Raw genomic sequence first — 26191 nt, forward strand, 5'->3', positions numbered from 1 at the left:
GCATATACATCATACGGGCTACATATTACCATTGTATGAATATCTTAATCAATAAGCCTATTTGAAGAATCATCAATATCGGCAGGCCCCACTTGAAAGCGGCATGCTTCGTCTTATGGCGGAAATGCTTCATCCCCAGAAATGAACCTGTCCCTCCACCTATGACCGCCCAAAACCAAAGTGTCTTTTCGCTGATCCGGTATTCCCGATTACGCGCTTTCCTTTTGTCTACTCCCATTATGGCAAACCCGATGATGTTCGTGATGATCACATAAGCTACAATGAACCATGCTACTTGCATCCTCATCCCCTCCTTTAACTATGTAAAAAGCCACCCTCTAAAAAAAGAGAGTGGCTGATATCAGTCAGACTTATTTGTCTAATTGTTGTTTAGCAGCAGTTGCTAATTGAGCAAAAGCTTGTTCGTCAGCAACAGCAAGATCTGCAAGCATTTTGCGGTTCACTTCGATACCAGCAAGCTTTAGACCATGCATTAAACGGCTGTAAGAAAGACCGTTGATGCGTGCTGCAGCGTTGATACGAGTGATCCAAAGTTTGCGGAAATCACGTTTTTTCTGACGACGGTCACGGAAAGCATAGTTTCCTGACTTCATTACTTGTTGGTTAGCTACTTTGAAAAGAATATGTTTCGCGCCATAGTAACCTTTAGCTAATTTTATTACCTTTTTACGACGTTTGCGAGTAACAGTACCGCCTTTTACACGTGGCATGTTATTTCCCTCCTATTTAACTCGATAAATCGAACTTATTTAATATTGTCTAACATATGACGAATACGTTTGAAGTCACCTTTGCTTACAAGGCTAGCTTTGCGAAGCTTACGCTTTTGCTTAGTAGATTTGTTAGCAAATAAATGGCTTGTGTAAGCGTTAGAACGCTTAAGTTTGCCGGATCCAGTCTTTTTGAAACGTTTAGCAGATCCGCGGTGAGTTTTCATTTTAGGCATAAGGTATTCCTCCTCATTACAAATTACTTTACAATTACTTTTCAGCTTTTGGTGCTAAGATAATGAACATGCTGCGTCCGTCCATTTTTGGATGTTGCTCGATTGTAGCCACTTCTTTACATGCTTCAGAAAAACGAACGAGTACACGTTGACCAATTTCCTTATGTGTAATGGCACGTCCTTTGAATCGGATAGAAGCTTTTACCTTATCGCCTTTTTCAAGGAATTTAATACCGTTGCGAAGCTTCGTATTGAAATCATGTTCTTCAATCGTCGGGCTCAAACGAACCTCTTTAAGACTGATGACCTTTTGATTTTTACGTGCTTCCTTGTCTTTCTTTTGCTGCTCGAAGCGGTGTTTTCCGTAGTCCATGATCCGGGCTACCGGAGGCTTTGCATTTGCAGCAACTAAAACTAGATCAAGATTTACACGAGCGGCAATTTCCAATGCTTCGAATTTCGTTTTAATTCCAAGTTGTTCTCCGTTTTGGTCAATAAGACGAACTTCACGGGCTCGGATGCCCTCGTTTACCATCGCGTCTTTACTAATAGTTAGCCACCTCCAAAGATATTGGCGAATACGAATATTTGAATCAATTCGGTCACGCTCACAACTCGCTTACAGGATTTAATCATAATAAAAAAGTGTGGATGCATGCTGCACCCACACTGATAGACTCATTCAGAAAGATCCAAATAATCAAATCATGACCTGTTAACTGCATTGCTTGCGTCAACCAGGTGAGAAGCGGGTGCTTCTTCTTTTCCTCAAACACGTATTCAATTCACTTTAGAAATATATCATAAACACTGATGACTTGTCAAATGCTAATTTATACGTTTTTCACAACAAAATTAATATTATCAGACATTCTGTTATTTGACAATACGTTTTTTAAAGTAATTTAGACAAATAGAATTCGTCATAATAGCTTTCATCGAAAAATAATAAGTCCCGTTTCGTTCCTTCTAGTTCAAAACCCATCTTTTTATAAAGGGAAAGTGCCGGTTCATTGTTGGCAATAACGGTCAATTCAAGGCGCCGGATTTCATATTCAAGTGCTTGCTCCTCCATTTTTTGAAACAGCTTCGTACCGACTCCTTTTCCTCTCTCTTGTTCGGAGATTCCGATAACAATTTTGGCAGAATGCTTTGTTCTGCTAAGATTATTGCCCAATAAGATGAGATACCCTATCAAGTCGCCGCCGCTTGCTGCAACGAGGAAAACGGAGCGGGGGTTACTTTCAATTTGCTCGATTTGCCTCTCCAATTTACTCTCCGTTGCTTTTCTTTCCCCTGGATTGTACAACATGAACCATGATTGATCAGAGCTGCCAATTTCCCGGCATCTTGCCTCGTAGCCTTTCGAATTTCCATCTCTTCCACTCCCTCTTTTTTTACAGGCCCTACGGATAGAACCATCAAAAGTTAAGAGTTTTCTTTCGCCTTTTTCCTTTTCTCAATGGTGTCCCAAGAATATAGAGCTATCCAAAAAATCAGGACCGGGACAATCGCATATTGCCGATAACCATCCAATAACAATAAGATGATGATGGCAAGGAATGTTGGCCCAAATAGATAAGAAAATTTCTTTTTCATGCTGACCCTCCTTTTCATTGCCGGACATATATTCACATGATGGTTTCATTTTATCATGCCTTAATTAAAAAGAGGGACACAACGATATGTGTCCCCCTTTTGCTGTTAACGGCTTACTTCGGCTTTAATCGCTGCAACAAAATCTTCAAAAGCGATTGTTTCCGATTTTTGTTCACCGTATTTTCGTACATTCACACTGCCTTCTTTGGCTTCATTGTCTCCAACAACCAGCATGTACGGGATTTTTTGCATTTGTGCTTCACGGATTTTATAACCGATTTTCTCGTCACGTGTATCCAGGTCGACACGAATGCCTTGCGCTTTAAGTTTTTCCTGCACTTCTTTCGCATAATCCAGGTGCACTTCTGGTGAGACCGGAATCACTTGTGCTTGGATAGGTGCCAGCCAAGTCGGGAATGCTCCCTTGTATTCTTCGATCAAGTAAGCAACGAAACGTTCCATTGTGGATACGACCCCGCGGTGGATTACAACCGGGCGGTGCTGCTTGCCGTCTTCACCGACGTAATTAAGATCAAAACGTTCAGGAAGCAAGAAATCAAGCTGAACAGTGGAAAGCGTTTCATCTTTCCCTAAGGCAGTACGAACCTGGACATCAAGCTTAGGACCGTAGAATGCCGCTTCACCTTCCGCTTCAAAATAATCAAGACCAAGTTCATCCATAGCACCTTTTAACATGCTTTGTGCTTTTTCCCACATGGAATCATCATCGAAATATTTTTCTGTATCCTGCGGATCGCGATATGACAGACGGAATGAATAATCCTTGATATCGAAATCTTTATATACTTCCTGAACCAGGTTCACAACACGCTTGAACTCTTCTTTGATTTGATCTGGACGGACGAATATGTGCGCATCATTCAATGTCATCCCACGTACACGCTGAAGGCCGGAAAGGGCACCTGACATTTCATAGCGGTGCATCAAGCCAAGCTCGGCAATCCGGATTGGCAGTTCGCGGTAGCTGTGGATACTGTTTTTATAGACCATCATGTGATGCGGACAGTTCATCGGACGCAGGACAAGCTGTTCGTTTTCCATTTCCATGACAGGGAACATGCCGTCCTGGTAATGATCCCAGTGTCCAGAAGTTTTATAAAGGTCCACGCTTCCCATTACAGGTGTGTAGACATGGTCGTAACCAAGGCGTTCTTCCTTATCCACGATATACCTTTCGATTGTCCGGCGGATGGTCGCGCCTTTTGGCAACCACATCGGCAATCCTTGCCCCACTTTTTGTGAGCTCATGAACAAGTTCAATTCTTTGCCGATTTTACGGTGGTCACGTTCCTTCGCTTCTTCGAGGAAACGCAGGTGTTCGGCTAAATCTTCTTTTTTATAGAAAGCCGTTCCGTAAATGCGCTGAAGCATTTTGTTTTTGCTATCGCCTCTCCAGTATGCACCAGCGATGCTCAACAGCTTGAATTCTTTGATTTTTCCGGTTGATGGAACGTGAATTCCACGGCAAAGGTCAAAGAATTCCCCTTGCTCATAGAGCGTTACTTGCTGATCGGCTGGAATCGCATCGATCAACTCCAGTTTATACTCGTCGCCTATTTCTTTAAAACGGGAAATGGCCTCATCACGACTCACTTCGATGCGGGAAATTTCCAAGTTTTCGTTGACGATTTTCTTCATTTCTTTTTCAATCAATGGCAGGTCTTCAGGAGTCAATGATTCCTCCAGATCCATATCGTAGTAAAAACCGCCCTCAATGACTGGCCCTACACCGAATTTGGCGTTTTTGTACAAACGTTTGATCGCTTGTGCCATCAAGTGTGCTGTACTGTGACGCAATATTTCAAGAGCATCCGCTGCGTCCTGTGTCACGATTTCGATTGTGCCGTCTTGTTCAATCGGGCGTTTCAAATCATATAATTCACCATTGAATTTTCCAGCAATGGATTTTTTCCTTAAACCAGGACTGATGGATGCAGCGATTTCTTCAGTTGTTGTGCCTTTAGCAAACTCCTTGACCGCTCCGTCAGGAAAAGATATTTTCAGTAATTCAGACATTCCGTTTCACTCCTTCTTATTGTTCAAACAAATTAAGGGTTTTTGATTCCATTACAACACAAAAAGCCCGCCCCTGTATAAAACAGGGACGAGCTTAGTAATAAATATCATTAACCCGCGGTTCCACCCTCGTTCCATCTTGCTTTTCACGGCAAAACGGCACTTGTAACTTGGTAACGGCAGCTTCCCGTCAGCTCATATTCGCAAAATGCCTGCTTTCCGAGCCGAAGTTTAAAGGTGGTAAGTGTTCCATGCGAATAGGAAGCTTACAGCCTGTTGGCTCCCCTCTCTGATAATCGGCGACTAGAATACCCTTGTCCTCATCATAACTTTTAGTTTTTTAATAGTATGTAGGAAATTATAATTTGTTATACAGTGAAAATCAAGGTTAATTTTCTTTTTACGAAGAAAGATTATTCAAATGCATTTGAAAAGGACGAAAGCGGCAGGACGGTCGCCCGTTCTTCGAAAATCCTTGAAATGGTCTGAATCAGCCCTTCTTCCTTGTCATCGGTATAGATGCACAAGTTTTCAGGAGCAATCGATAAAAGCGGGGCAAGTATCACCGTATCGAGAAAAAGTGAACTTTTGGCAAGAAGCCTCCTGTCGATCATACTATTGATTTTTGGACGGTCGAGTTTGCTGAATTTCTGATCATAGAAATGAAAACCATCCCGGTTGACCAAGTGAAGCTTTCTTAATTTCGACTCCTGCCCATGAAGGCAATCACGGAGAGTGGCAATGAAATTTTGATAGTCCTGTTCCAGCTTGTATTCATCAATCGCCTTGACGACATACTTTTCCAAAGTTTGCTGAAATGATTTTAAACGGAAGGTCGTAAAAGAATCGAATGAAAAAGATACCTTTCCAGCCAAGATGCTTTGAAGTCCTTCCTCAATCAATCGTTTCTCCGTACTGAATGCTTCCTCTTGATTCCTGGCTCTTTCCACCTCGATGATAGATGATGCAATTTCAATGATGGCTTCAATTTCTTCCCGTTCCCTATAAAAAAATTTACCGACTATTATTTGCTCCAGAACAGGAAGCGTCTTTTCTTCCAATAAAAAAGAATGAAATGCATCTCGAAGCAGAATTAGCCACTTATCACCTGAAGACTCCGTCATATCCACATGCATGCCTTGTTGCGGAAGAAATCGAATGTATGCTTGAAATTCTGCCCCCAGTGGATGGACAGAAACGAAATCCAGTAATTTCAATGCCTCTGAATCGTTTTGAAACGAAATTTGCACTACGACATCCCCCCTTCCCCCTTGCTTCTTTTTTCATGTATATGGGGATGGGGACGTGTTTAGAAGTGGGATGGACCTTGTAAGAAGAAAAAAGTGACCTCCATTAAGAGACCACTTTTCTTCATCTTCTCCGATTCACGCCATCAAGCTTGACCGGCTCCGCTAAATATTGAATTCTTTCCAGTACCCTGGCCGCCTTCACTTCTTCCTTTTCACCACGCTGTGAAAAGGTCAGGTGATTCTCCAGGCCATTCATGTCAAAATTCGAAGTGAAAAAGGTCGGAAGGTTTTCCAGCATTCTAAATTGCAAAATCGGACCAAAAACCTCATCGCGTCCCCAGCTTGTCATGGACTCCGCTCCAATATCATCCAGCATGAGGATCGGTGCCGTTTTCACCATCTCAATTTTTTCATTTACCGTATTGTCACCTATCGAACCCTTAAGTTCCCTCAAGTAGTCAGGTACATAGACAATAAGGGAGGAAATTTGCCTTTCTGCAAGTTCATTGGCAATCGCACCTAATAAATACGTTTTCCCAACACCGAATTTACCATATATATATAAGCCTTTTTGCCTTTTGCCTGGTTCATACTCCATAATGAACGACATCGCTTTACTTAAAACACCTAAGCGTTTGTTTTGATCATCCGTTTGAGTGAAGTCGTCAATGGTCGCCTTTAAAATATCCTTCGGCACGTAAAGGCTGCGGATCAATTTTTCACGTTTCCGCTTTTCATCCTCTGCCAATTTCCGCGGGCAGATTTCATAATGCAGATTCAGGGCCTTCCCTTGAACGACCAATTTGGGATAATACCCCTGCATCATATTGATGCAGCCGTCCAAGCTTGGACATTTATCGCACTTATTGCTTTGTGAAGTGAACTCATAAAGCTTCCCCAAGTTTTTTTCGATCATGTCTTCCGTGACCGTCGAACTGTTGGCATTCAAAAATAACCGCACCTGTTCATCTTCAAAAATCTCCTGTTTCAGCTTTTCATAACGCTGTTGAAATTGGTTTGTATTGGCCAATTTATTCAGGGATCTATTAATCTTTTCCATCGTTCATTTCACCTCCTGCTTTCCACTGCTTCCATTTTTCCTGAAGCTCACGTTTCTGGGCATTCAATTCGGGCTGATCCGCATTCTGCTCTTGCTGTGCTTCTTCTTTTTTCTCAAGCCACTCCGGAACCACTTCTTCCCGTATCGTCTTTTTCCGGCCGCCCTTCGCAGCATTCCTGCTCCCTTGAGCCCAGTCCTGATATTTCCGGTGTTCATTTTTAGCTAGTTCCATCGCCTCGATGACGGTGGAGACCTTCAGCCGTGCCCAATGGCCTGCCAATTTTTCCACATAGCCCTTCGTGAACTTCATATCCGTTTTGAGCATGACATATTCAATCAAGACATTGACGACACCAGGATTCAGCTTTTGGTTGATCATCACGCCCTCCACCACTTTCAAATCACCGCTTGATGGCTCTGCGCCGCCGGACAATTGCATCAGCCGCTCCCGTGGGGATATCGTCTCCAAATGCCGGATTAGCTCTTGTTCCTGTGTTTTCGGTTCTTCTTTTTGTGTCCGTTCACGAATCGGCTGCACTCGATTGACCAGGGAAGGCATGTCTGCCTGCCGTTCGATCTGATACCAGTCCCTTGCCGCCTTCCTGAGCATTTCCTCATCGATCTCATCATCCAATGAAACGGCATCCATTACTAGTTTTTGCATTTCAAGCGGATCAATGCCATATAAAAAAGCAAGTTTGGCAATCGTACTTTTAATTTTCGGAGTAAAGGCCTTTTTCGGTACGATAGAAGATTTCATCCCGGCTAATAAAAGTTCAAAATCGAATAAGTTGTCAAATCCCGAAGGCTCGACGCCATCCGTCCGGTCGATATATTGCTGATCAGGAATGGGGTTCCATTCGTTTTTTGCTTCATCCGTTACATATAAAGAGTCCAAATGATCTGATGAGAATACCTCCGCAAAAGATTTAGTCACACCTTCATATTGATCCGTTAAGATATGATCATCACAAAAGAATCTCTTTAACCGGTTGAATTGTGCTTTACCGATCTTTTTGTATAAATAGATATTCAGCATTCCATCCGTGAAGAACTGTTGGGGGGAAAGCGGCGGATTTATCTCATAGATAAATTCCTTTGTCTCATTTTTCGATTTCTTATATACATTCAACAAACCGATTCCCTCAAGTAAAAGTCGGGCTTCGTAAATATCACCTAACTTAAGGCCGATTGTATTCATTAATTGATAATGTGAGGAGGTTTCCGACCATAGCCTGTTTTCCTCCAACTCACTCCATAACGTCATATATAGGCTAATACAGATAGGTCCAATAAGAGGTTGATAAAGTCGGGTAAGTATTTTCCGATCATAATCATGAAGCAGCCCCGCAGATGAGACCAAATATGAATCAGCTGGGAGCAATTCTTGCCAATGCATTGACATCTCCATTCAAACCTTTCAAAAGATGTAGTGAAAAAAGAGCCAAAGTAAATCTTCAGCTCTACTTTCTTTCTTTATTTATTAAATCTTTCAATTCATCGATAAAGACATTGATATCTTTAAATTGTCGATAGACGGATGCGAATCTAACATAGGCAACCTCATCGACTTCTGCCAGCTTGTCCATCACCATTTCGCCGACACTGTCGCTTTTCACTTCCGATATGCCCTGGTTGCGTAGTTCTTTTTCTACATAACTGGTAATTTGCTCTAGTTCTTTCAAGGGAACCGGACGTTTTTCGCAAGCCCTGATTAAGCCACGCAGGATTTTATCACGACTGAACTCTTCCCGTGTACCGCCTTTTTTCACTACAATGAGCGGTGTTTCCTCCACCTTTTCAAATGTCGTGAATCGAAAACCACATGCCTCACATTCACGGCGTCGTCGAATCGATTTACTTTCATCGACTGGCCTGGAATCGAGCACTCTTGTTCCGTTATATTGACATGATGGGCATTTCATCATTATCAGCTCCGTATTTTATGTAGGACTCCCCTATCTAAATGTTCCCCAAGGAATTACTTTTCTATCTTAATCTTATATTAAAAGGAACGGCCAGTACAAGTAAAAAGTGTAACTTCCAGCAGCAAGCACTTTTTATCACGCACTAGAAGCACCGTTATCAAAGTCTTTGTGCTCTGGGATACTTACCCTTATAAATTGAAGTAAGATCGGATTCATTGCATTAAAAAAGAGATGCACCCATGGCATCTCTGTGTATACGTGTTTTTTATAGGGCACTTATATTGGCTTTTTTCATTTGTACAGGACCTAATCCACGTGGTAATTCTATGTTCTCGCGTGTTTGCGCATTCAAAGCTTCTGCAATATAATCTGCCGCAATATTCGGATCCAAGTTACCGCATGTATAGACATCAATGCTGGCATAGCCGTGTTCAGGAAAACTGTGAATCGTTAAGTGTGATTCAGAAATGATGACAACCCCACTAACTCCTTGTGGAGCAAACTTGTGAAAGGCAACTTCTCGTACCTCTGCACCTGATTTTAAAGCAGCATCAACAAAAATCTTTTCAATCAAATCGATATTGTTCAGTTTCTCAAAGTCACAACCCCAAAGTTCAGAAATGACATGTCTACCCATAGTTTCCATAGTGTAAGCAGTTTCCATATTAAGCTTCCCCCTTACCATGATTAAAAAATAAGTCTGATAACTACCACGGGGGAAAGTTAGTCCAAAGAGGTCCTAACCCTTTAAGTAGCCATCATGCAAACCGCTTTTGAAGAAGTTCACGATTCATAGTATATATGGTTTAAATTTTTTTTGCAACTCCAAATTGAATTTTTGGATAGATAAACTTTTTATGTAATAAAGATATGGGGGAGGTCCCAATGTGGGGCAAATTCTGTTTTCGTGTGTTTATTCAGCGCTATAAGGCAGCCAGAAATTGATGATCAATGAATTAAAAATAGTCTGCTAAAAAAATTTAGCAGATAGACAAACTCGATAATAATTGAGTTTGTCTACTGTTTTTTATGTTTTTAATATTTGGCCGTTTATTGGAACGTGGGGCACTCGCTTTCCGCGGGCGGTCCGCCATTGCGCCTGTGGGTCTCCCTTTGACGCGCTTTTCCCGAAAGGAGCCTCGAACACCCGCTCCAATCAACTTTGTTTTAAGATAGAATCCTTTTACCTATAGTCTATTTAAGGCAGAGAACAAGGGGATTAAGGACAGTTCAACTAATCCTGAAGAGTAGCTACTATGTGAAAGATGAACGAACAAAACAAGTTTGCCTATTCGTTTCAAGCAGCATCGAACCTCAATGCATTTGTGTTGGGGACGATACGCATGATCGTCATATCTTAGAGCCTCTGGTTGAACCAGTGATTCCAGAAAGTTGGAAAACCAGGAGAGTTTCCGCAGATGCAAAGGAAAAGCATGGTATGCGCTGGGTCACTATTCTCTCTAACTGCTTCAAATCCAATAAAAAATCAAAAAGGTTTCGGAATGTGACCATTCCGAAACCTTTTTGTCTACAAACTGGGCCCGCTAAAAAATTTAGCAGGCTCGATTTTTTCATTATTTTACTGATAATTCAACTTCGGAAGTTTTTTTCAACTCGGATGCAACTAATTTTACAAGGTCCACTACCCGGTTGGAGTAACCCCACTCATTATCATACCAAGCCAGGACTTTAACTTTCCTGTCACCAATCATCATCGTTGTCAAACCATCGATGATGGCAGAGTGAGGATTAGTTTTGAAATCACTGGAAACCAAAGGTTCCATCGTGAATTCCATGATTCCTTTAAGTTCATTTTCTGAAGCGTCGATGAACGCTTGATTCACTTCATCAATCGTGACATCACAGTTTAAATCCACAACAAGGTCGACTAGGGACACGTTAGGTGTCGGTACGCGTATCGCCATTCCGTGAAGCTTGCCTTTTAATTGAGGCAACACCAATGAGATCGCTTTTGCAGCTCCTGTGGTCGTAGGAATGATGCTTTCCGCAGCGGCACGAGCACGTCTTAAGTCTTTGTGCGGGTTATCGATATTATTTTGATCATTTGTATAAGAATGTATCGTTGTCATTAAACCATTATTAATGCCGAATTTTTCATCAAGCACTTTTGCAACCGGTCCAAGACAGTTAGTTGTACAAGATGCATTGGATATGACATAATGCTTGTCAATTTCCAGAACTTCCTGATTGACGCCCATGACAATGGTAACGTCTTCATTTTTACCTGGTGCTGATAAAATAACCCTTTTTGCCCCTGCTTCTAAATGAAGAGCCGCTTTAGAACGATCATTGAATTTTCCAGTAGCTTCAATTACAATATCTATGTTCATCTCTTTCCAAGGCAATAGCTTTGGATCGCGGTTATTTATCAATTGTACTCGGCGGCCATTCACTACAAGTGAATCATCTTCCGCTATAATGATACCGTCGAATTTACCATGTATCGTATCATACTTTAGTAAGTGTGCTAAAGTTTCAGCAGGATAGCTTGCATTAATGGCAACAATGTCCAAACTCTCATCTAATATGGCCTTTCGGAAAACCATTCTTCCAATTCTCCCAAATCCGTTAATTGCTATTCTTGAATTCATTGTTCGGACCCTCCTGAAAATATTAATGTTATACTTATTACCTCTCACATGTAATTAGTATAACATAATTCAATGGAATTGTGCTAATAAAAATGCGGATTGTTTTATTTTTTCAACACAAAAGGAAGAAACCCGAAGATTTCTTCCTTTTATCACAACTATATGACATGCCATTCGCTAAGCAGGGCCTTCACCTGCTTCTTCGTTTCCTTAATGTCCCCATTATTATCGATGACGGCATCCGCTAAAGCCTTTTTATCAGCCAAGGGCATCTGAGAATGGATCCTGGCAAGCGCATCCTTCTCCGATAGACCATTCCTGTTCATTAAACGTTCCAATTGAACTTGTTCATCGACATATATCAAAAGCGTCTTTTCCACCATGAATGTCAGCTTACTTTCAAATAAGAGCGGAATATCCATGAATACCGTTTCTTCCCCTGCAGCGAGTGCCTCTTCCGTTTTGAGGCGCATCCAATTCCTGACGGCAGGGTGAACGATGCCATTCAATAGCAATCTCTTTTCCCGATCATGGAATATTATCGACCCAAGCTTTACGCGATCTATATTCCCATCCGCCAATAAGATATCTTCTCCAAACGCCTCCACAACTTGATGATAGGCGTCTTCACCTGGCTCAACGACAGCACGGGAAGCCAGATCTGCATCTACAATCGTGAATCCGAGTTCCTGTAAATAGAGGCTGACACTGCTTTTCCCGCTGGCGATGCCTCCAGTGATTCCGATGATTTGTCCCATATGCTCCCCCTTTTAAACCATGTATCATAACTTGAATAAGCCGATTATAATTAATAGTACACCTGGAAGAAAGGTTAAATGCTGGACAACTTTATTATTCGAAAGCAATTTCCCGCTTTGCAGTCCGCTCCAAATGAAAATTGAACTCATAACAGCGATGCATACTGCAAGGATAATCGGTGAAATCCCGATCATGGCTGCTCCGACTCCAGCCCCGAACGCATCCAGTGAAAGTGCAAACCCCAAAACAAGCGCTTCAACACCCGTAATCGTACCTGATTTATCAAAATCGGCATTCAATGGTTTTTGTAAAATATTAATGGCTACCCCAAGTGATTTAATTTCAAAATTAAAGATGACCTTTTCATGATATCTATCATCTTTCAAATCTTTGTCAGGCCTAAAGTATTGATATACCATCCAGGCACCAAGAAAGATGAGGATGATGCCCCCGGTTTTTTCAGCCGCCCCGATAGATATGAGCTGACTGATGAATTGACCGATGACCATCGCTATGCCTAAACTCAAAGCAGAACAAAATGAAATGACCGCTATTGACTTTAAGGGGATTTTCATCTTCCGCATACCGAAAGTCAAACCTACGCCAAATCCGTCAATACTAACTGCAAAAGCAAGAAAAATAATTTGTAGCCACATCGGAATATTACTCCTTCCCTTCTCGTTGCTACCCTAGTATATGGTAGGAGCCCATCCGATGTGTTTTAAAAAACATTAGTTAAATAAGCGGCTGGCACAACGGGCAAATATGTGTGCCGCGTCCTGCAACAACCAGCTTTTCAAGTGGCGTGCCGCATGTTTTGCATTCCTCGCCCTTTCGTCCATAGACATTCAGTTCCAACTGAAACATGCCGATTTGCCCTTGAGAGTTGAGGTATGAACGAATCGTACTCCCACCCTTTTCCACCGCTTCACCCAATGTTGCAATGATTTCCGCATGCAACTTTTTGATTTCCTGCAAGGATAGTGAAGAAGCTATTCTCTCCGGATGGATACCGGAACGGAATAATGACTCGTCCACATATATATTCCCAATTCCAACGACAACCGTTTGATCAAGGAGAACCGGCTTGATTTTCCTGTTGGTTTTGGCCAATTTCGCACTTAGCCCCTCGACAGTAAAATCTTCAGATAACGGTTCAGGCCCTAAATGCAGCAGCGGCAACCGCTCAAACTCTTCTCCTTTGGCAAATAGGTGCATCGTTCCGAATTTCCGGACATCCCTGTACCGAAGCTCACTGCCATCCGTGAAAGTGAAGATCACATGTGTATGCTTATCATATGGCTCTTCTTTTGGATGCACCCCGTATTTCCCCTCCATCCTTAAATGCGAAACCATCGAATAATCATCCAAGGTGAAAATGAGGAACTTGCCCCGACGGCCTATACTCTGAATCGTTTGCCCTCTTAAAGCATCCTGAAACTGTTCGACAGGCTCAGGCGCTTTAATGATCTTTGGCCAGAAAACGGACACTTCCTTGATCTCTTTTCCAAGTACGAGCTGTTCTAACGTTCTTTTGACTGTTTCCACTTCTGGAAGTTCTGGCATTACAATCACCTATCTTTTATTATTTGGCATCAAACCATGTTGGCCCGAAAGCATAATCCACTTTAAGGGGCACGTTCAATTCAATGGCATTTTCCATTTCCTCCGGAACGATCACCTTAAGGATTTCGAGTTCCTCGGGAGGAGTTTCAAAAATCAATTCATCATGTACCTGAAGAAGCATTCTCGTTTTCAGCCCTTCACTTTTCAGGCGCTTATTCATATTTATCATCGCAAGCTTGATGATATCCGCGGCACTGCCTTGAATCGGTGTGTTCATCGCTGTCCGTTCGGCAAAGCTCCTGATGTTGAAATTCCTGCTTGTAATCTCAGGTATATAGCGCCTTCTTTGCAGCAAAGTCGTGCTATACCCTTTTTGACGTGCCTCATGTATACTTTCTTCCATATATTCCTGAACACCAGGAAAGCTCCTTAAATACTTCTCGATGAACTCTCCAGCTTCTTTTCTCGTGATGCCAAGACTTTGCGATAGACCGTAGTCACTTATACCATAAACGATTCCGAAGTTGACGGCTTTTGCTTGGCGCCTCATGTTCGACGTGACTTCCTCCGCCTTTACATGGAACACATCCATCGCTGTCCTTGTATGGATGTCCATCCCGGCTTGGAATGCTTCCACCAATCCGCTGTCATCGGCGATATGCGCCAGCACGCGTAACTCGATTTGCGAATAGTCCGCAGCAAAAATGATCCAATCCTTTTCGGAAGGAATGAAGGCCTGCCTGATTTTCCTGCCTTCTTCCAGTCTGATAGGGATGTTCTGCAGGTTGGGATCTGTAGAACTTAATCGGCCGGTTTGGGTCAATGCTTGGTTGAACCGGGTGTGCACCTTGTCCGTTTTAGCATTGACCACTTTGAGCAAACCTTCAATATATGTGGATTGCAACTTACCAAGCTGGCGATACAGTAATATTTCCTTAACGATATCATGCTGGCTCTCCAGTTTTTCCAGCACATCGGCTGAAGTGGAATAACCTGTTTTGGTTTTCTTCATGACCGGAAGCTCTAACTTTTCAAAAAGGATGGCCCCAAGCTGTTTAGGTGAATTGATATTGAAAGCCTCTCCAGCCAAATCAAAAATTCGTGCTTCAATGGTTCTTAAGCGAATGGCTAATTCCTGCCCCATGTTTTTCAGCCGGCCTATATCCACCTTGATTCCCTGCCATTCCATATTAGCCAGGATGATCGACAAAGGCAGCTCCAGTTCCGTTAACAGATGATATTGCTCGAACTCTTGCAGTTTATTGATCATCGGTTCTTTAAGAGAAAGGATTGCCTTCGATTTTCTGGCGATATGCTCGCTCAATTCAGCTTGCCCAGGAATCTTGCGTTTTGCACCTTTTCCATAAAAAACATCATCTGTCTCAAGACGGATTGTACCTTGTGTTTTCGTGATTTCGGCCACTTCATCCACTGACTCTGCCGGATCTAGGATATAGGATGCCAAAAACACATCAAAATCGATGCCTTTTATTTCGACGCCTCTATGACGGAGTGCAACAACCGTACGCTTCGCATCGAAAACCGTTTTCTTTTTTGTTTCATCCTCTGCCCAAGTTTTAAATGCCGCGGAACTCAGAGCATCATCTCCATGGAAGTAAAAATGACCTTGTTCATTACTGATGGCTATCCCTATAATATCTGCACGATGATAATTATCTTCTAAAGTTTCAACATATAAAGCACTTTCATCTGCAAACATTCCTTCTGTCATTTCACCCGTGTGAACCTCTATCTTTTCCTGTTCAAGCGGTACACTTTCCGTTACATCCAATTTATCGAGCAAAGTCGAGAAGCCTAGCTCTTTATAGAATGAGATGACTCGTTCCTGATCCATGCCGCTGTACTCGGTCTCGTTTACAGAAACTTCAAGCGGCGCTTCCCTCGTTATTGTAGCCAGCTCTTTACTTAATAGAGCCAGGTCTTTATGTTCCTCTATTTTCTCTTTCAATTTTTGTCCGCTTACCTCATCAATCGACTGCAGAAGGTTTTCCACCGTTTCAAATTGATGCAATAACTTAAGGGCGGTTTTTTCACCAACACCCGGTATGCCGGGAATATTGTCGGAGGCATCTCCCATCAGCCCTTTTAAATCAATGATCTGAAAGGGGGATAGACCGTATTTTTCATGTATATGCTTTGGAGTGTATTCCTCAATTTCAGTAATCCCCTTTTTCGTAATGGAAACCGTCGTACTAGGGGAGGATAATTGTGTTAAATCCTTATCACCGGAAATGACCTTCACCTCAAAACCATCTTTTTCAGCTTGTAAAGACAGCGTCCCGATAATATCATCGGCTTCATAGTTCTCCAGTTCATACCTTTTTATTTGAAAACAATCAAGCAGCTCACGAATGAAAGGAAATTGCTCAGATAATTCAGGCGGCGTTTTTTGGCGTCCTCCTTTATATTCTTTAAATGACGCGTGCCTGAATGTCGTTTTACCCGCATCGAATGCAACAAGTATGTGCGTTGGTTTTTCTTCTTCAAGAATGCGGTTGAGCATCATGGTGAATCCGTAAACGGAATTCGTATGTACCCCTTTATCATTATTCAAGAGCGGAAGTGCAAAAAACGCACGGTATGCAATGCTATTTCCATCTATGAGTACTAACTTTTTATCCAATTCCGTCTTCCTCCAGTCATACAGGTTTATGTAGTTTTAGCTTCTATTTAAAAACGCAAAAAGCCGTTCATTTTCTTTCTCTATTCTACCATGAGTAGAAGCGGAAAGAAAAATGACGGCAACGGCGATTATTTAGTATTTCCCATTAACAAGCTGGCATATGGGGAATCCGACGGCAGAACGATGACCGTTTGATCTCCAATCGTTTTTTTGTAGGAGTCAAGAGTCCGGTATAGTTTATAGAATTCGGGATCTTTGGAAAACGACTTATTATAGATTATCGCTGCTTCCCCTTCTCCTTCAGCCCTGATAACTTCTGCATCAGCTTCTGCAGTCGAGAGCAATTCTTTCACTTTACGATCAGTATCCGCAATGATACGATTTTTCTTCGCATCACCTTTGGATAGGTACTCTTGCGCTTTCGATTCCCGCTCTGAAATCATCCTCTTGAAGACGGATGCTTCATTTTCGGCTGGCAGGTCAGTCCGCTTTATCCGGACATCCGTCAGGCTGATGCCATAACTGTCCTTTTGGAGCAGTTCGTTGACTTTTTCTGTTATGCGGTCGTTTAAACTTCCCCTGGATGACTTCTCATCATTGATGATTTCATCATAATTCAGCTGGCCCAGCTCTGAACGAACTGCCGAATAGATGAACTCTTCCATTTTCGTTTCGGCATTCTGTAGCGTCCTTGCATTTGTAATCAATTTCTTCGGATCTTCTATTCTCCATACTGCATAGTTGTCGATCAGCATCCGCTTTTTATCTTTCGTATTGATTTCCGCCTCGGATACATCAGAACTCATCTGATACTTCGGCAAGGTCATGACGCTCTGGATGAATGGCACTTTTACCTTCAAACCCGGGGTTTTATCAATTCTTACCACTTCACCGAATTGACGGACGACTTTATATTCGCCCTCTTTGACGATGTATACATTGGTGAAGATGATTAGCAGCAACGCGAATAAAATAATGAGGAAAATGCCAATTTTCACGTAGCCTCTCCAATGAAAATCACCTTTTTTCAACTCAGAGAAATCTATTATTTTTCCACTCATTGTTTAGCGCCCCCTTCCCCCGCCGCTTTTTCTTCCGTTGCATTCCCTTTTTCCGTTTCTCCTTCTGGAGCAGTGGATTCATCAGGTGCAGGCGTTTTTTTCGTTTCCTCTTTTTCAAGCGAGCGAAGCGGCAAGTACTTCATTGTGTTTCCATCATCATTCATGATATAAAGCTCCGCATTCGGCAATACTTCTTCAAGGGTCTCAATAACAAGACGGTCCTTCGTAATCCCCTTATTGCCCTTATACTCACTTAGTAATTTTTCAAAGACCGCTACATCCCCACGGGCAGCTTCCGTACGGGCAGCTTTATCCCCATTGGCCTGTGATATGATGGCGTCTTTTTCCCCTTCCGCTTCATTCATCCGTTTATTTTCATATTTATCCGCTTCGTTTATTTTCGTATTGGCCGTTTCCCTGGCATCCGTTACATTGGTAAATGCCTTCCGGACTTCTTCATTCGGTAACTCCACATCCTGGAGTTTAACCGCAGATATCGAAATTCCGACATCATATTTCTCCATTAGCTGTGACAGCAATCCCCATACATCCGCTTCAATTTGCGCTTTACCGGATGTAAGTGCATCATCTATTTTCGTGCTGCCGATAATGCTCCGTAAGGCAGCTGAAGTCGTATCATATAATATTTTCTCTGGATCATCTGCATTGTATAGATATTTTGGAGGGTCTGTGATTTTCCACTGAACCACTAGGTCGGCTAGCACAATATTTTCATCACCCGTAATCATCTTGGTCTCACTCGGGTAATCCTTCACCTCTCCATCCTCTTCCTTATATCCAAACTTAAGGCTGAATGTTTCTTTCGATAATTTTTCAACCGATTGAATCGGCCAAGGCAGCTTAAAGTGAAGTCCTGGTTCTGTTATCGTCTGCTCCACCTTACCAAACGTCATTATGACAGCTTGATCGGATTCATCAACCGTGTACCAGGTCGATATCGCAACTACACCCAAAATTAAAATTAGAAAGACAAGTCCTATGATCGTATATATCCTTTTTAAGCTAACGATATGTATCACCCCTTCTTTGCCGTTATATCTTATTTACGCAAGAAAGGGCCTAAAGTTTCATGAAAATCAAATATTTTCCTAAGAAAATAGGATAGAGGAATGGTTCCCGGGGAATAAGACAAAATTAAAAGACAGAGACTATGGGTCTCTGTCAATGTTTAACTCCTTGGATGAGGGGTTGTACAAACATTGTACCCCTGCATTATGAAGTCCGTTTTAAGAAATTGTAAAGGACATGTAAATTCACGAAACCCGCTACATCTTTCCTTTTAAGCTTTTATTTAAAGTGACTGTAAAAGTCGTCCCGGTTCCAGGTGTGCTTTCCACGTTGATTTTACCTTTATGGACTTCTATTATATGCTTGACGATTGCCAGTCCAATGCCAGTTCCTCCTGAATCGCGGCTCCTTGCCTTATCGATCCGGTAAAACCGTTCAAAGATCCTCGGCAGTTCTTTTTCTTCGATGCCGATCCCGCTATCTTGAACTGCAATATCAACCGTCTGTTCATTCTCCATGATATTCACGGTGACCCTCCCGCCATTTGGGGTATAGGTCAATGCGTTCGTTATTAAATTAATGAAAACCTGTTTGATCCTATCAGATTCCCCTTCAATGAAAACAGGTTCCTGTGATGCTTTAATTTCAAGCGATACTTCTTTTTCCTTCAGCTTCCCAATAAGCATCTCTTGTATTTCACCAAGGACTTTCGTAATATCCACGACACCTGCGTTCAAAACGAATTCCTGCTGCTCCATTTTTGATAAATTCAGAAGCTCCTGAATGAGCTCTTGCAGCCGATCACTTTCTTTCAAGATAATCGTTAAAAAGTGCTTTAAGGTCTTTTCGTCTTTTAAAGCCCCATCTAACAATGTTTCTGAAAACCCTTTAATAGAAGTGATCGGGGTTCTCAATTCATGGGACACATTAGCCACGAAATCCTTCCGCATTTGCTCGAGCCTTTTCAATTCGGTGATATCATGGAAAATGAGGAGGATCCCCTTCCATTCATCATGATTCCCGATAATGGGAGCCCCGTAAATCTCAAAATGCTTACGTTCTATTGCAAGTGGTATCCTCACCTGGCGTTTTATCGTTTTTTCCGTCCGAAAGATCTCTTCGATTATGGCAATCACTTCCTGATCTTTAATGACCGAGTAATATTCCTGAAACAAAAAAGTAGCGGAGTTTACATGGAAGCTTTTCTTGAATTCCCGGTTGATTAAGGTGGTATACCCTTTACTGTCTATGAGCAAGACACCACTACCGATATTTTCAACAAGTGCTTCCAAACGATCCTGATTCATTTCCCTCGCTATTTCAGTTTCCTGAAGATTCCTCGCCAATATGTTCAAGGAAGTCGTCAGCATTCCGGTTTCATCAGTTTGCCTCCCGAATGTCCGAGTTCCATAATTCCCTTTTGCCAGTTCGATGGCTGCCATCGTGGCCTCCTCGATCGGACGGATATAATATGAAGTGATTTTACTCGCGAGCATGAGAATGATGATCAAGGCAACCCCTAAACAAATGATCAATATTTGCCACATTTGTTTATTCACTTGATCGATGGCCTCTATTTCATTGCTATGGACGACAAAACCTTCAATCTTGCCATCCTTTTCGACCGTCTTCCAATAAAAATGGAGGTCCGACTCCCCTTCAACCACCTCAAACCCTTCCCCATACTTAAGCCCTTTTTCCAAAGTTATTTTGCGAAGGACCTTGGCATGGCTTTTAAGTATTTCACTTGATGATGTCGAATCGTATAATATTTCCCCACTCGTAGAGAGAATCGTTAAGTTCGAATCTAAAAGGGGTGTCAGTTTTGCCGTCTTCCCTTCTTCCAAAAAGGACGCGATCCCCCCATGCTCTTGAATATATGTAGAAATGAAGAATGTTTCGTTCTGTATGCGCTCATTGAACGTTGTAATATAATAACTTTTGAACAAATGCCCCAATAAAAAGCCCACGGCCATCAGGACGACCATCACCAGCGTGATGAGGGTATATAAGAGCTTTTTACGATAGGTCGTCATTCTTTTTTAGGCTCCTCAAGCTTATACCCCAAGCCCCTTATCGTTTTGATATATAGAGGTTTTTTTGTATCCTTCTCTATTTTTTCACGAAGATGGCTAATATGCACATCGACGATTCGGGAATCTCCCGCGAAATCATAATTCCATACCGCACTGAGCAGTTGGTCCCTAGTCAATACTCGTCCTTTATTCTTCGCCAAGTATAAAAGTAATTCAAATTCTTTTGGAGTTAATTCTAATTGCTGTTCATCAAAGAATGCTTCGTATCGATCCGGGAATACTTTCAATTCCCCTAATTTCAAGAGACCATCTTCCTGATCATTACCTGACTCACTGCCGTTCGATTGAAACTGAGATCTCCTTAATATGGCTTTAATCCGTGCTACTACCTCCCGCGGACTAAATGGTTTGGTTAAATAATCATCCGCTCCAAGTTCAAGTCCCAGCACTTTGTCAAATTCATCGTCCTTAGCAGTCAGCATCAAGATCGGGATATTGATTTTTTGCTGGCGAAGCTGTTTACATACTTCAAGCCCATCCATTTTAGGCAGCATCAAATCCAATACCACTAAATCGGGGCGTATGTCCACAGCAGCCTGTAGCCCTTGTTCTCCATCCAAAGCCGTGATCACCGAATAGCCTGCTTGTTCTAAATTGTACTGAAGTAAGGTAACTATTGATTGTTCATCATCCACTACGAGAATTTTCTTTGACATTAGATCCCCCTGAATTATGTATTACCCCATAGACCAAATTCTCAGTCTACTCATCCAATTCCATTATAAAGAATATTATATGAAATTTACACATAAAAAAACGTATTGAAAGTTATTCCTACCTTAAGAAGGGGCTTATCGTCCCCGGATTTGTTCCAAAGCGGATAAAAAGACTGCCCGGAGATGGAAGATGGCCTCGGCCTTCCCTTCCAATATTCCGGGCAGTCTGATCAAGAGATTGTTTTCACCATCTCTTATTGAAGAACTTGCATTACCGCTTTAACTGATTCAACTGATTTTGAAAGTGCCGCTTTTTCGCCTTCAGTCAATTCAAGCTCGATGATTTGTTCAATGCCGTTTGCACCTAGTACAGTTGGCACACCAAGGTAGATTCCTTCGAATCCGTATTCGCCTTCAAGATAAGCGATGGATGGAAGAACGCGACGTTGGTCTTTAAGGATTGCTTCAGCCATTTCCACAAGGGATGCAGCCGGTGCATAATATGCGCTTCCGTTTCCAAGAAGGTTTACGATTTCTCCGCCGCCTGTACGAGTACGAGCCACGATTGCTTCTAAACGATCTTGGGGGATCAATGTCTCCAAAGGAATTCCGCCAGCATAAGAGTAACGGACCAGAGGAACCATATCGTCACCGTGTCCGCCAAGCACGAAACCAGTTACATCTTTAACGGATAAGTTTAATTCTTGAGCTACGAAAGTGCGGAAACGAGCTGTATCAAGAACACCCGATTGTCCGATAACGCGTTCTTTAGGGAAACCTGATTCTTTGTAAACAGTGTAAGTCATTGCATCTACAGGGTTAGTCAAAACGATGATTGTTGTATTAGGGGAATATTTAACCACTTCTTTAGTTACTGATTTCATAACTTTTTGGTTAGTTTGAACTAAGTCGTCACGGCTCATGCCGGGCTTACGGGCAATTCCAGCAGTGATGATCACTACGTCGGAATCAGCTGTTTCTGAATAGTTGGATGTACCGATGATGTTAGCGTCGAAACCAAGAACAGGTCCTGCTTCCGCCATATCAAGAGCTTTACCTTTTGTAGGGTTTTCAGCTTGCGGAATATCAACTAAAACGATATCACCAAGTTCTTTTTGAGCTGCTAGGAATGCTGCTGTAGCACCAGTGAAACCGGCACCTACCACTGTGATTTTTTTACGCTTAGACATGTTAATTCCTCCTTAAAATATGTGAATATTTTGGAATACTTTTAACATTTTCATGCACATATATATATAAAGCTCCCTGGAAAAGAAGCCCATTAAGGTACTTTTCCAGAAAGCATTTATAAATTATTTAAGGTTTTTGATAAGCTCGTCAGCGAACTCAGAACATTTAACTTCTGTTGCGCCTTCCATTAGGCGGGCAAAATCGTATGTAACGACTTTAGAAGCAATTGTTTGTTCCACTGATTTTGTGATGCTGTCTGCAGCTTCGTTCCATCCAAGGTGTTCAAGTAAAAGAACGCCTGAAAGAAGTACTGAAGATGGGTTAACTTTATCAAGACCAGCATATTTAGGAGCCGTTCCGTGAGTTGCTTCGAAAATGGCATGTCCAGTTTCGTAGTTGATGTTTGCTCCTGGAGCGATACCGATTCCGCCAACTTGTGCAGCTAATGCATCAGAAATGTAATCTCCGTTCAAGTTCATTGTTGCAACAACATCAAACTCTTTAGGACGAGTCAGGATTTGTTGTAAGAAGATATCAGCAATGGAATCTTTAACGATGATTTTGCCTTCAGCTTCAGCAGCAGATTGTGCTTTGTTAGCAGCTTCAGTGCCTTCAGCATCTTTAATTTTGTCATATTGGTTCCATGTGAACACTTTATCGGCGAATTCTTGTTCTGCAACTTCATAACCCCAAGTTTTAAATGCGCCTTCCGTGAATTTCATGATGTTACCTTTATGAACAAGCGTTAATGATTTACGGCCTTCTTTGATCGCATAGTTAAGTGCAGAGCGAACAAGACGTTTTGTTCCTTCTTCAGAAATCGGTTTAATTCCGATACCTGAAGTTTCAGGGAAACGAATGTTTTTAACACCGAATTCATTTTGTAGGAATTCGATTAATTTCTTAGCTTCGTCAGAACCTTTTGCATATTCGATACCAGCATAGATGTCTTCAGTGTTTTCACGGAAGATGACCATGTCAGTGTCTTCCGGACGTTTAACTGGTGAAGGCACACCATCAAAGTAACGTACTGGACGAAGACATACGAATAAGTCCAATACTTGACGCAATGCAACGTTCAATGAGCGGATACCGCCACCGATTGGAGTTGTAAGAGGTCCTTTAATAGCGATTAGATATTCGTTAATGACATCAAGAGTTTCTTGTGGAAGCCATTCGCCTGTTTGGTCAAATGCTTTTTGTCCAGCTAAAACTTCTTTCCATTCGATTTTCTTTTCGCCGTTGTAAGCTTTTTCAACTGCTGCGTCTAAAACGCGAGAAGCTGCTGCCCAGATATCAGGACCGATTCCGTCTCCCTCAATATAAGGAACGATTGGATTGTTTGGTACGTTAAGAGCACCGTTAGTAACTGTGATTTTTTGGCTTTGTGTCATGTCTCTTACCTCCGATTCAAATTCAAAGGTTAGATGGCCCGCCATTAAACGAGACAGGACCACTAACCCTTTTTACTCACATCTATTAATTTACTACAAAATCGATGAAATAAAAAATAATTTTTGAAAAACTTTTAATTAGCGTTCTTCAATCGGTACATATTTTTGCATACCTGGTCCAACATACTCTGCACGCGGACGGATCAGGCGGTTGTTTGAATATTGCTCAAGGATATGAGCGATCCAGCCTGAAGCACGGCTTACTGCAAAGATTGGTGTAAATAGGTCATGCTCGATACCTAAACTATGGTATACGGAAGCAGAATAGAAATCTACGTTTGGCGGAAGATTTTTTTGACCAGTTACGATTTCATTAATTTTAATGGACATATCATAATATTGCGGTTGTCCAGTAAGTTCAGTAAGTTTTTGGGACATTTCTTTAAGGTGTTTAGCACGTGGATCACCTTTACGGTACACACGGTGGCCAAAGCCCATGATCTTTTCTTTATTGGCTAATTTTTCATTGATATATGGCTCAACGTTATCAACTGAACCAATTTCAGTAAGCATTTTCATGACTTGTTCGTTAGCTCCGCCGTGAAGTGGGCCTTTTAAAGCGCCGATGGCAGAAGTTACGCCAGAATAGATATCGGATAATGTAGCCACACAAACGCGTGCAGTGAATGTGGAAGCGTTCAATTCATGGTCAGCATGAAGGACCAATGCTTTGTTGAATGCCTCTTCTTCGATTGCCGTTGGTTCATTACCACTTAACATATATAAGAAGTTAGCAGCAAAGCTTAAATCTGTACGTGGTGCAACCGCTTCTTTACCTTGACGGATGCGAGCGAAAGTTGTTACCAATGTAGGGATTTTTGCTTGGATGCGGATTGCTTTACGATAGTTAGCGTCTTCATTCATTACATCCGCTTCTTCATCATAAAGACCAAGAAGAGATACAGCTGTGCGAAGAGCTCCCATAGGATGTACTTTATCAATTGGGTATGTTTTGAAATGATTAACCACTTCTGCTGGAATTGCAGCATTTTCAGCAAGTTGTTTAGTTAATTCCTTTAGTTGGCTTTTGTTTGGAAGAGCTCCGTGCCATAAAAGATAGATTACTTCCTCGAATGTTGCATTTACAGCCAAATCGTCGATGTCATAACCTGAATACGTTAATGTGTCATCGATAATGGAGCTTACTGATGAAGTTGTTGCTACCACACCTTCAAGACCTTTTGTTGCTGTCATACTAAATCTCTCCTTTTCCTAGATATTCCCCTATACCCTTGCTCATTGCGTATAAATATAGCGCTTCCAAGGAAATTAGCTATTCTGAATACAACCATCTATTTTTTAGCAGAAGACATACATCTTGTATTGAAGCGTTCACGGAATATGCCCCCAACAATAGTAAAATGTACGATAATCTTTTATACGAAATTCTAAAAATAATGCTTGTAGCTATTCCTAGTGAGCGCTTGCTCAATAACTACATCTTTTTTTAAGGTTCCTCAAAAATATCAATGATATTCTGAATCCCATTTTTAATAAAACAGAGCAGTTACATGATTATTATAAACAATAAACACTTTTTTGGGAATGAAAAGCACTTAAAATGTGAAAAAATTATTATTTCATTAGAAAAATTAGCAACATATTCACCTGCTTTTTTTTATGCAATCCAACACGTTTTTTTTGAAAATTTGTCGCAAAGCAGAAGAAATGAAACATTAGATAGAAAATTCCCATTCCCAATGTTGACGAGCTCTTTTATCCTCCGCCACTCGCTTCATTTAAAAAAATTAAAGATCTGCATGCATAAATAAGCAATTCCTGCCCCGATTAACGGACCGACAGCTACACCTTTGAATAATGCGACAGCAAGAATCGTCCCAAAAACAAGAGCCGCAGTAATATGCGGATCATGTGACAGGAGTGTAATCCCATTTTTCGCTATAAGTGCAACCGCTATTCCGGATGCAAGCGCAATCCAGGCATAAGGGGATTTAATGGCGTCCCCAAGTTCCTTGAAACCAATCGCCCCATTCGCTATTGGGATGAGTACGGAAATCGTGATGATAGTAACGCCCAAGTTGATTCCTTTCGCTTCTAAATATGGAAACACTTTAGCGTCAAGGCCAATCAGTTTCATGCTTAAAAGAAAACCCGCAGCCATGATCAGTGACATATTTTTCCCAAACCAACCGATTGCTGCAAGTAAAATTAAAAATACGACAGGACCGTTGATCATTCTCCCTTCACCTTCTTTCTTTTTTGTTATTTTAACATAACAAACTCCTCTCTTTCTTTAGAGGAGACCGATTTATGGAGCTATG

Annotated in this window: 25 protein-coding genes and 1 other annotated feature; all 25 genes read right to left on the reverse strand. The window is 41.8% G+C overall.

Annotated features, from left to right (window positions below):
• Positions 1-25 precede the first annotated feature (25 nt).
• Complete coding sequence (locus tag N9I19_RS02600; RefSeq protein ID WP_089361720.1) at positions 26-301, reverse strand: DUF1294 domain-containing protein; 276 nt, start codon at positions 299-301, stop codon at positions 26-28.
• 70 nt (positions 302-371) lie between these two features.
• The gene (rplT, locus tag N9I19_RS02605; protein WP_034309067.1) at positions 372-731 is read right to left on the reverse strand and encodes a 50S ribosomal protein L20; all 360 of its coding nucleotides are present in this window, start codon (positions 729-731) and stop codon (positions 372-374) included.
• A gap of 35 nt (positions 732-766) precedes the next feature.
• A complete protein-coding gene (gene rpmI / locus N9I19_RS02610) occupies positions 767-967 on the reverse strand; it encodes a 50S ribosomal protein L35 (RefSeq protein ID WP_034309070.1) in 201 nt (66 codons plus the stop codon).
• 34 nt (positions 968-1001) lie between these two features.
• Positions 1002-1502, reverse strand: a complete 501-nt coding sequence (infC, locus tag N9I19_RS02615) for a translation initiation factor IF-3 (RefSeq protein WP_057911473.1) — start codon at positions 1500-1502, stop codon at positions 1002-1004.
• Between the two features lie 98 nt (positions 1503-1600).
• Positions 1601-1737, reverse strand: a sequence feature (ribosomal protein L20 leader region).
• 125 nt (positions 1738-1862) lie between these two features.
• Positions 1863-2279: a GNAT family N-acetyltransferase gene (locus N9I19_RS02620; RefSeq protein ID WP_317776905.1), complete on the reverse strand. Its 417-nt coding sequence runs from the start codon at positions 2277-2279 to the stop codon at positions 1863-1865.
• A gap of 116 nt (positions 2280-2395) precedes the next feature.
• Positions 2396-2566, reverse strand: coding sequence for a hypothetical protein (locus N9I19_RS02625; protein WP_155727366.1), 171 nt, complete (start codon positions 2564-2566; stop codon positions 2396-2398).
• Between the two features lie 105 nt (positions 2567-2671).
• Complete coding sequence (gene thrS / locus N9I19_RS02630) at positions 2672-4603, reverse strand: threonine--tRNA ligase (protein ID WP_061464342.1); 1932 nt, start codon at positions 4601-4603, stop codon at positions 2672-2674.
• A gap of 413 nt (positions 4604-5016) precedes the next feature.
• The gene (ytxC, locus tag N9I19_RS02635; protein WP_061464343.1) at positions 5017-5853 is read right to left on the reverse strand and encodes a sporulation protein YtxC; all 837 of its coding nucleotides are present in this window, start codon (positions 5851-5853) and stop codon (positions 5017-5019) included.
• A gap of 121 nt (positions 5854-5974) precedes the next feature.
• Entirely contained in the window at positions 5975-6913 is a 939-nt protein-coding gene (gene dnaI / locus N9I19_RS02640; protein WP_061464344.1) for a primosomal protein DnaI, read from the reverse strand.
• Positions 6900-8312 carry a replication initiation and membrane attachment family protein gene (locus N9I19_RS02645; RefSeq protein WP_250211691.1) on the reverse strand — a complete coding sequence of 471 codons (1413 nt, stop codon included), beginning with the start codon at positions 8310-8312 and terminating at the stop codon, positions 6900-6902. Before N9I19_RS02645 ends, dnaI begins: the two co-directional genes overlap by 14 nt.
• 64 nt (positions 8313-8376) lie before the next feature.
• Positions 8377-8838, reverse strand: a complete 462-nt coding sequence (gene nrdR / locus N9I19_RS02650) for a transcriptional regulator NrdR (protein WP_034309080.1) — start codon at positions 8836-8838, stop codon at positions 8377-8379.
• Between the two features lie 268 nt (positions 8839-9106).
• Positions 9107-9487 (reverse strand): adenosylmethionine decarboxylase, encoded by a 381-nt coding sequence (gene speD / locus N9I19_RS02655; RefSeq protein WP_034311443.1) that lies wholly within the window; start codon positions 9485-9487, stop codon positions 9107-9109.
• A 928-nt stretch (positions 9488-10415) separates the two neighbouring features.
• A complete protein-coding gene (locus tag N9I19_RS02665) occupies positions 10416-11453 on the reverse strand; it encodes a glyceraldehyde-3-phosphate dehydrogenase (RefSeq protein WP_089361725.1) in 1038 nt (345 codons plus the stop codon).
• 158 nt (positions 11454-11611) lie between these two features.
• Positions 11612-12211: a dephospho-CoA kinase gene (gene coaE / locus N9I19_RS02670; protein ID WP_317776906.1), complete on the reverse strand. Its 600-nt coding sequence runs from the start codon at positions 12209-12211 to the stop codon at positions 11612-11614.
• Between the two features lie 24 nt (positions 12212-12235).
• Entirely contained in the window at positions 12236-12868 is a 633-nt protein-coding gene (gene ytaF / locus N9I19_RS02675) for a sporulation membrane protein YtaF (protein ID WP_289319915.1), read from the reverse strand.
• Between the two features lie 79 nt (positions 12869-12947).
• Positions 12948-13778, reverse strand: a complete 831-nt coding sequence (gene mutM, locus N9I19_RS02680; protein ID WP_317776907.1) for a DNA-formamidopyrimidine glycosylase — start codon at positions 13776-13778, stop codon at positions 12948-12950.
• 19 nt (positions 13779-13797) lie between these two features.
• The gene (polA, locus tag N9I19_RS02685) at positions 13798-16422 is read right to left on the reverse strand and encodes a DNA polymerase I (RefSeq protein WP_317776908.1); all 2625 of its coding nucleotides are present in this window, start codon (positions 16420-16422) and stop codon (positions 13798-13800) included.
• Between the two features lie 128 nt (positions 16423-16550).
• The gene (gene hflC, locus N9I19_RS02690; RefSeq protein WP_061464352.1) at positions 16551-17483 is read right to left on the reverse strand and encodes a protease modulator HflC; all 933 of its coding nucleotides are present in this window, start codon (positions 17481-17483) and stop codon (positions 16551-16553) included.
• Positions 17480-18514 (reverse strand): FtsH protease activity modulator HflK, encoded by a 1035-nt coding sequence (hflK, locus tag N9I19_RS02695; protein WP_317776951.1) that lies wholly within the window; start codon positions 18512-18514, stop codon positions 17480-17482. The genes hflC and hflK overlap by 4 nt, the downstream gene beginning before the upstream one ends.
• Positions 18515-18769: 255 nt before the next feature.
• Entirely contained in the window at positions 18770-20548 is a 1779-nt protein-coding gene (pnpS, locus tag N9I19_RS02700; RefSeq protein WP_317776909.1) for a two-component system histidine kinase PnpS, read from the reverse strand.
• On the reverse strand, positions 20545-21264 hold the full coding sequence (locus N9I19_RS02705) for a response regulator transcription factor (protein ID WP_061464354.1): 720 nt from the start codon (positions 21262-21264) through the stop codon (positions 20545-20547). Before N9I19_RS02705 ends, pnpS begins: the two co-directional genes overlap by 4 nt.
• 254 nt (positions 21265-21518) lie before the next feature.
• Positions 21519-22454, reverse strand: coding sequence for a malate dehydrogenase (gene mdh / locus N9I19_RS02710; protein WP_061464355.1), 936 nt, complete (start codon positions 22452-22454; stop codon positions 21519-21521).
• Between the two features lie 123 nt (positions 22455-22577).
• Positions 22578-23894 (reverse strand): NADP-dependent isocitrate dehydrogenase, encoded by a 1317-nt coding sequence (gene icd / locus N9I19_RS02715; RefSeq protein WP_284149589.1) that lies wholly within the window; start codon positions 23892-23894, stop codon positions 22578-22580.
• A gap of 93 nt (positions 23895-23987) precedes the next feature.
• Positions 23988-25103 carry a citrate synthase gene (gene citZ, locus N9I19_RS02720; RefSeq protein WP_061464357.1) on the reverse strand — a complete coding sequence of 372 codons (1116 nt, stop codon included), beginning with the start codon at positions 25101-25103 and terminating at the stop codon, positions 23988-23990.
• A gap of 541 nt (positions 25104-25644) precedes the next feature.
• Positions 25645-26106, reverse strand: coding sequence for a DUF441 domain-containing protein (locus N9I19_RS02725; RefSeq protein WP_089361733.1), 462 nt, complete (start codon positions 26104-26106; stop codon positions 25645-25647).
• Positions 26107-26191: the final 85 nt, after the last annotated feature.

It is taken from the genome of Peribacillus sp. CSMR9, assembly GCF_033141925.1.
GTDB classification, from domain to species: Bacteria; Bacillota; Bacilli; order Bacillales; family DSM-1321; genus Peribacillus; species Peribacillus simplex_A.

Excerpts from the sequence above, each read along its gene's own strand:
- icd (WP_284149589.1), bottom strand. The coding sequence starts at position 23,894 with ATGGCGGGCCATCTAACCTTTGAATTTGAATCGGAGGTAAGAGACATG.
- rpmI (WP_034309070.1), bottom strand. The coding sequence starts at position 967 with ATGCCTAAAATGAAAACTCACCGCGGATCTGCTAAACGTTTCAAAAAG.
- mdh (WP_061464355.1), bottom strand. The coding sequence starts at position 22,454 with ATGTCTAAGCGTAAAAAAATCACAGTGGTAGGTGCCGGTTTCACTGGT.
- mutM (WP_317776907.1), bottom strand. The coding sequence starts at position 13,778 with ATGCCAGAACTTCCAGAAGTGGAAACAGTCAAAAGAACGTTAGAACAG.
- pnpS (WP_317776909.1), bottom strand. The coding sequence starts at position 20,548 with ATGACGACCTATCGTAAAAAGCTCTTATATACCCTCATCACGCTGGTG.
- N9I19_RS02620 (WP_317776905.1), bottom strand. The coding sequence starts at position 2,279 with ATGTTGTACAATCCAGGGGAAAGAAAAGCAACGGAGAGTAAATTGGAG.
- hflC (WP_061464352.1), bottom strand. The coding sequence starts at position 17,483 with ATGAGTGGAAAAATAATAGATTTCTCTGAGTTGAAAAAAGGTGATTTT.
- citZ (WP_061464357.1), bottom strand. The coding sequence starts at position 25,103 with ATGACAGCAACAAAAGGTCTTGAAGGTGTGGTAGCAACAACTTCATCA.
- N9I19_RS02665 (WP_089361725.1), bottom strand. The coding sequence starts at position 11,453 with ATGAATTCAAGAATAGCAATTAACGGATTTGGGAGAATTGGAAGAATG.
- speD (WP_034311443.1), bottom strand. The coding sequence starts at position 9,487 with ATGGAAACTATGGGTAGACATGTCATTTCTGAACTTTGGGGTTGTGAC.
- N9I19_RS02645 (WP_250211691.1), bottom strand. The coding sequence starts at position 8,312 with ATGCATTGGCAAGAATTGCTCCCAGCTGATTCATATTTGGTCTCATCT.
- coaE (WP_317776906.1), bottom strand. The coding sequence starts at position 12,211 with ATGGGACAAATCATCGGAATCACTGGAGGCATCGCCAGCGGGAAAAGC.
- thrS (WP_061464342.1), bottom strand. The coding sequence starts at position 4,603 with ATGTCTGAATTACTGAAAATATCTTTTCCTGACGGAGCGGTCAAGGAG.
- nrdR (WP_034309080.1), bottom strand. The coding sequence starts at position 8,838 with ATGAAATGCCCATCATGTCAATATAACGGAACAAGAGTGCTCGATTCC.
- dnaI (WP_061464344.1), bottom strand. The coding sequence starts at position 6,913 with ATGGAAAAGATTAATAGATCCCTGAATAAATTGGCCAATACAAACCAA.
- N9I19_RS02705 (WP_061464354.1), bottom strand. The coding sequence starts at position 21,264 with ATGTCAAAGAAAATTCTCGTAGTGGATGATGAACAATCAATAGTTACC.
- N9I19_RS02600 (WP_089361720.1), bottom strand. The coding sequence starts at position 301 with ATGCAAGTAGCATGGTTCATTGTAGCTTATGTGATCATCACGAACATC.
- N9I19_RS02725 (WP_089361733.1), bottom strand. The coding sequence starts at position 26,106 with ATGATCAACGGTCCTGTCGTATTTTTAATTTTACTTGCAGCAATCGGT.
- ytaF (WP_289319915.1), bottom strand. The coding sequence starts at position 12,868 with ATGTGGCTACAAATTATTTTTCTTGCTTTTGCAGTTAGTATTGACGGA.
- rplT (WP_034309067.1), bottom strand. The coding sequence starts at position 731 with ATGCCACGTGTAAAAGGCGGTACTGTTACTCGCAAACGTCGTAAAAAG.
- N9I19_RS02625 (WP_155727366.1), bottom strand. The coding sequence starts at position 2,566 with ATGAAAAAGAAATTTTCTTATCTATTTGGGCCAACATTCCTTGCCATC.
- infC (WP_057911473.1), bottom strand. The coding sequence starts at position 1,502 with ATGGTAAACGAGGGCATCCGAGCCCGTGAAGTTCGTCTTATTGACCAA.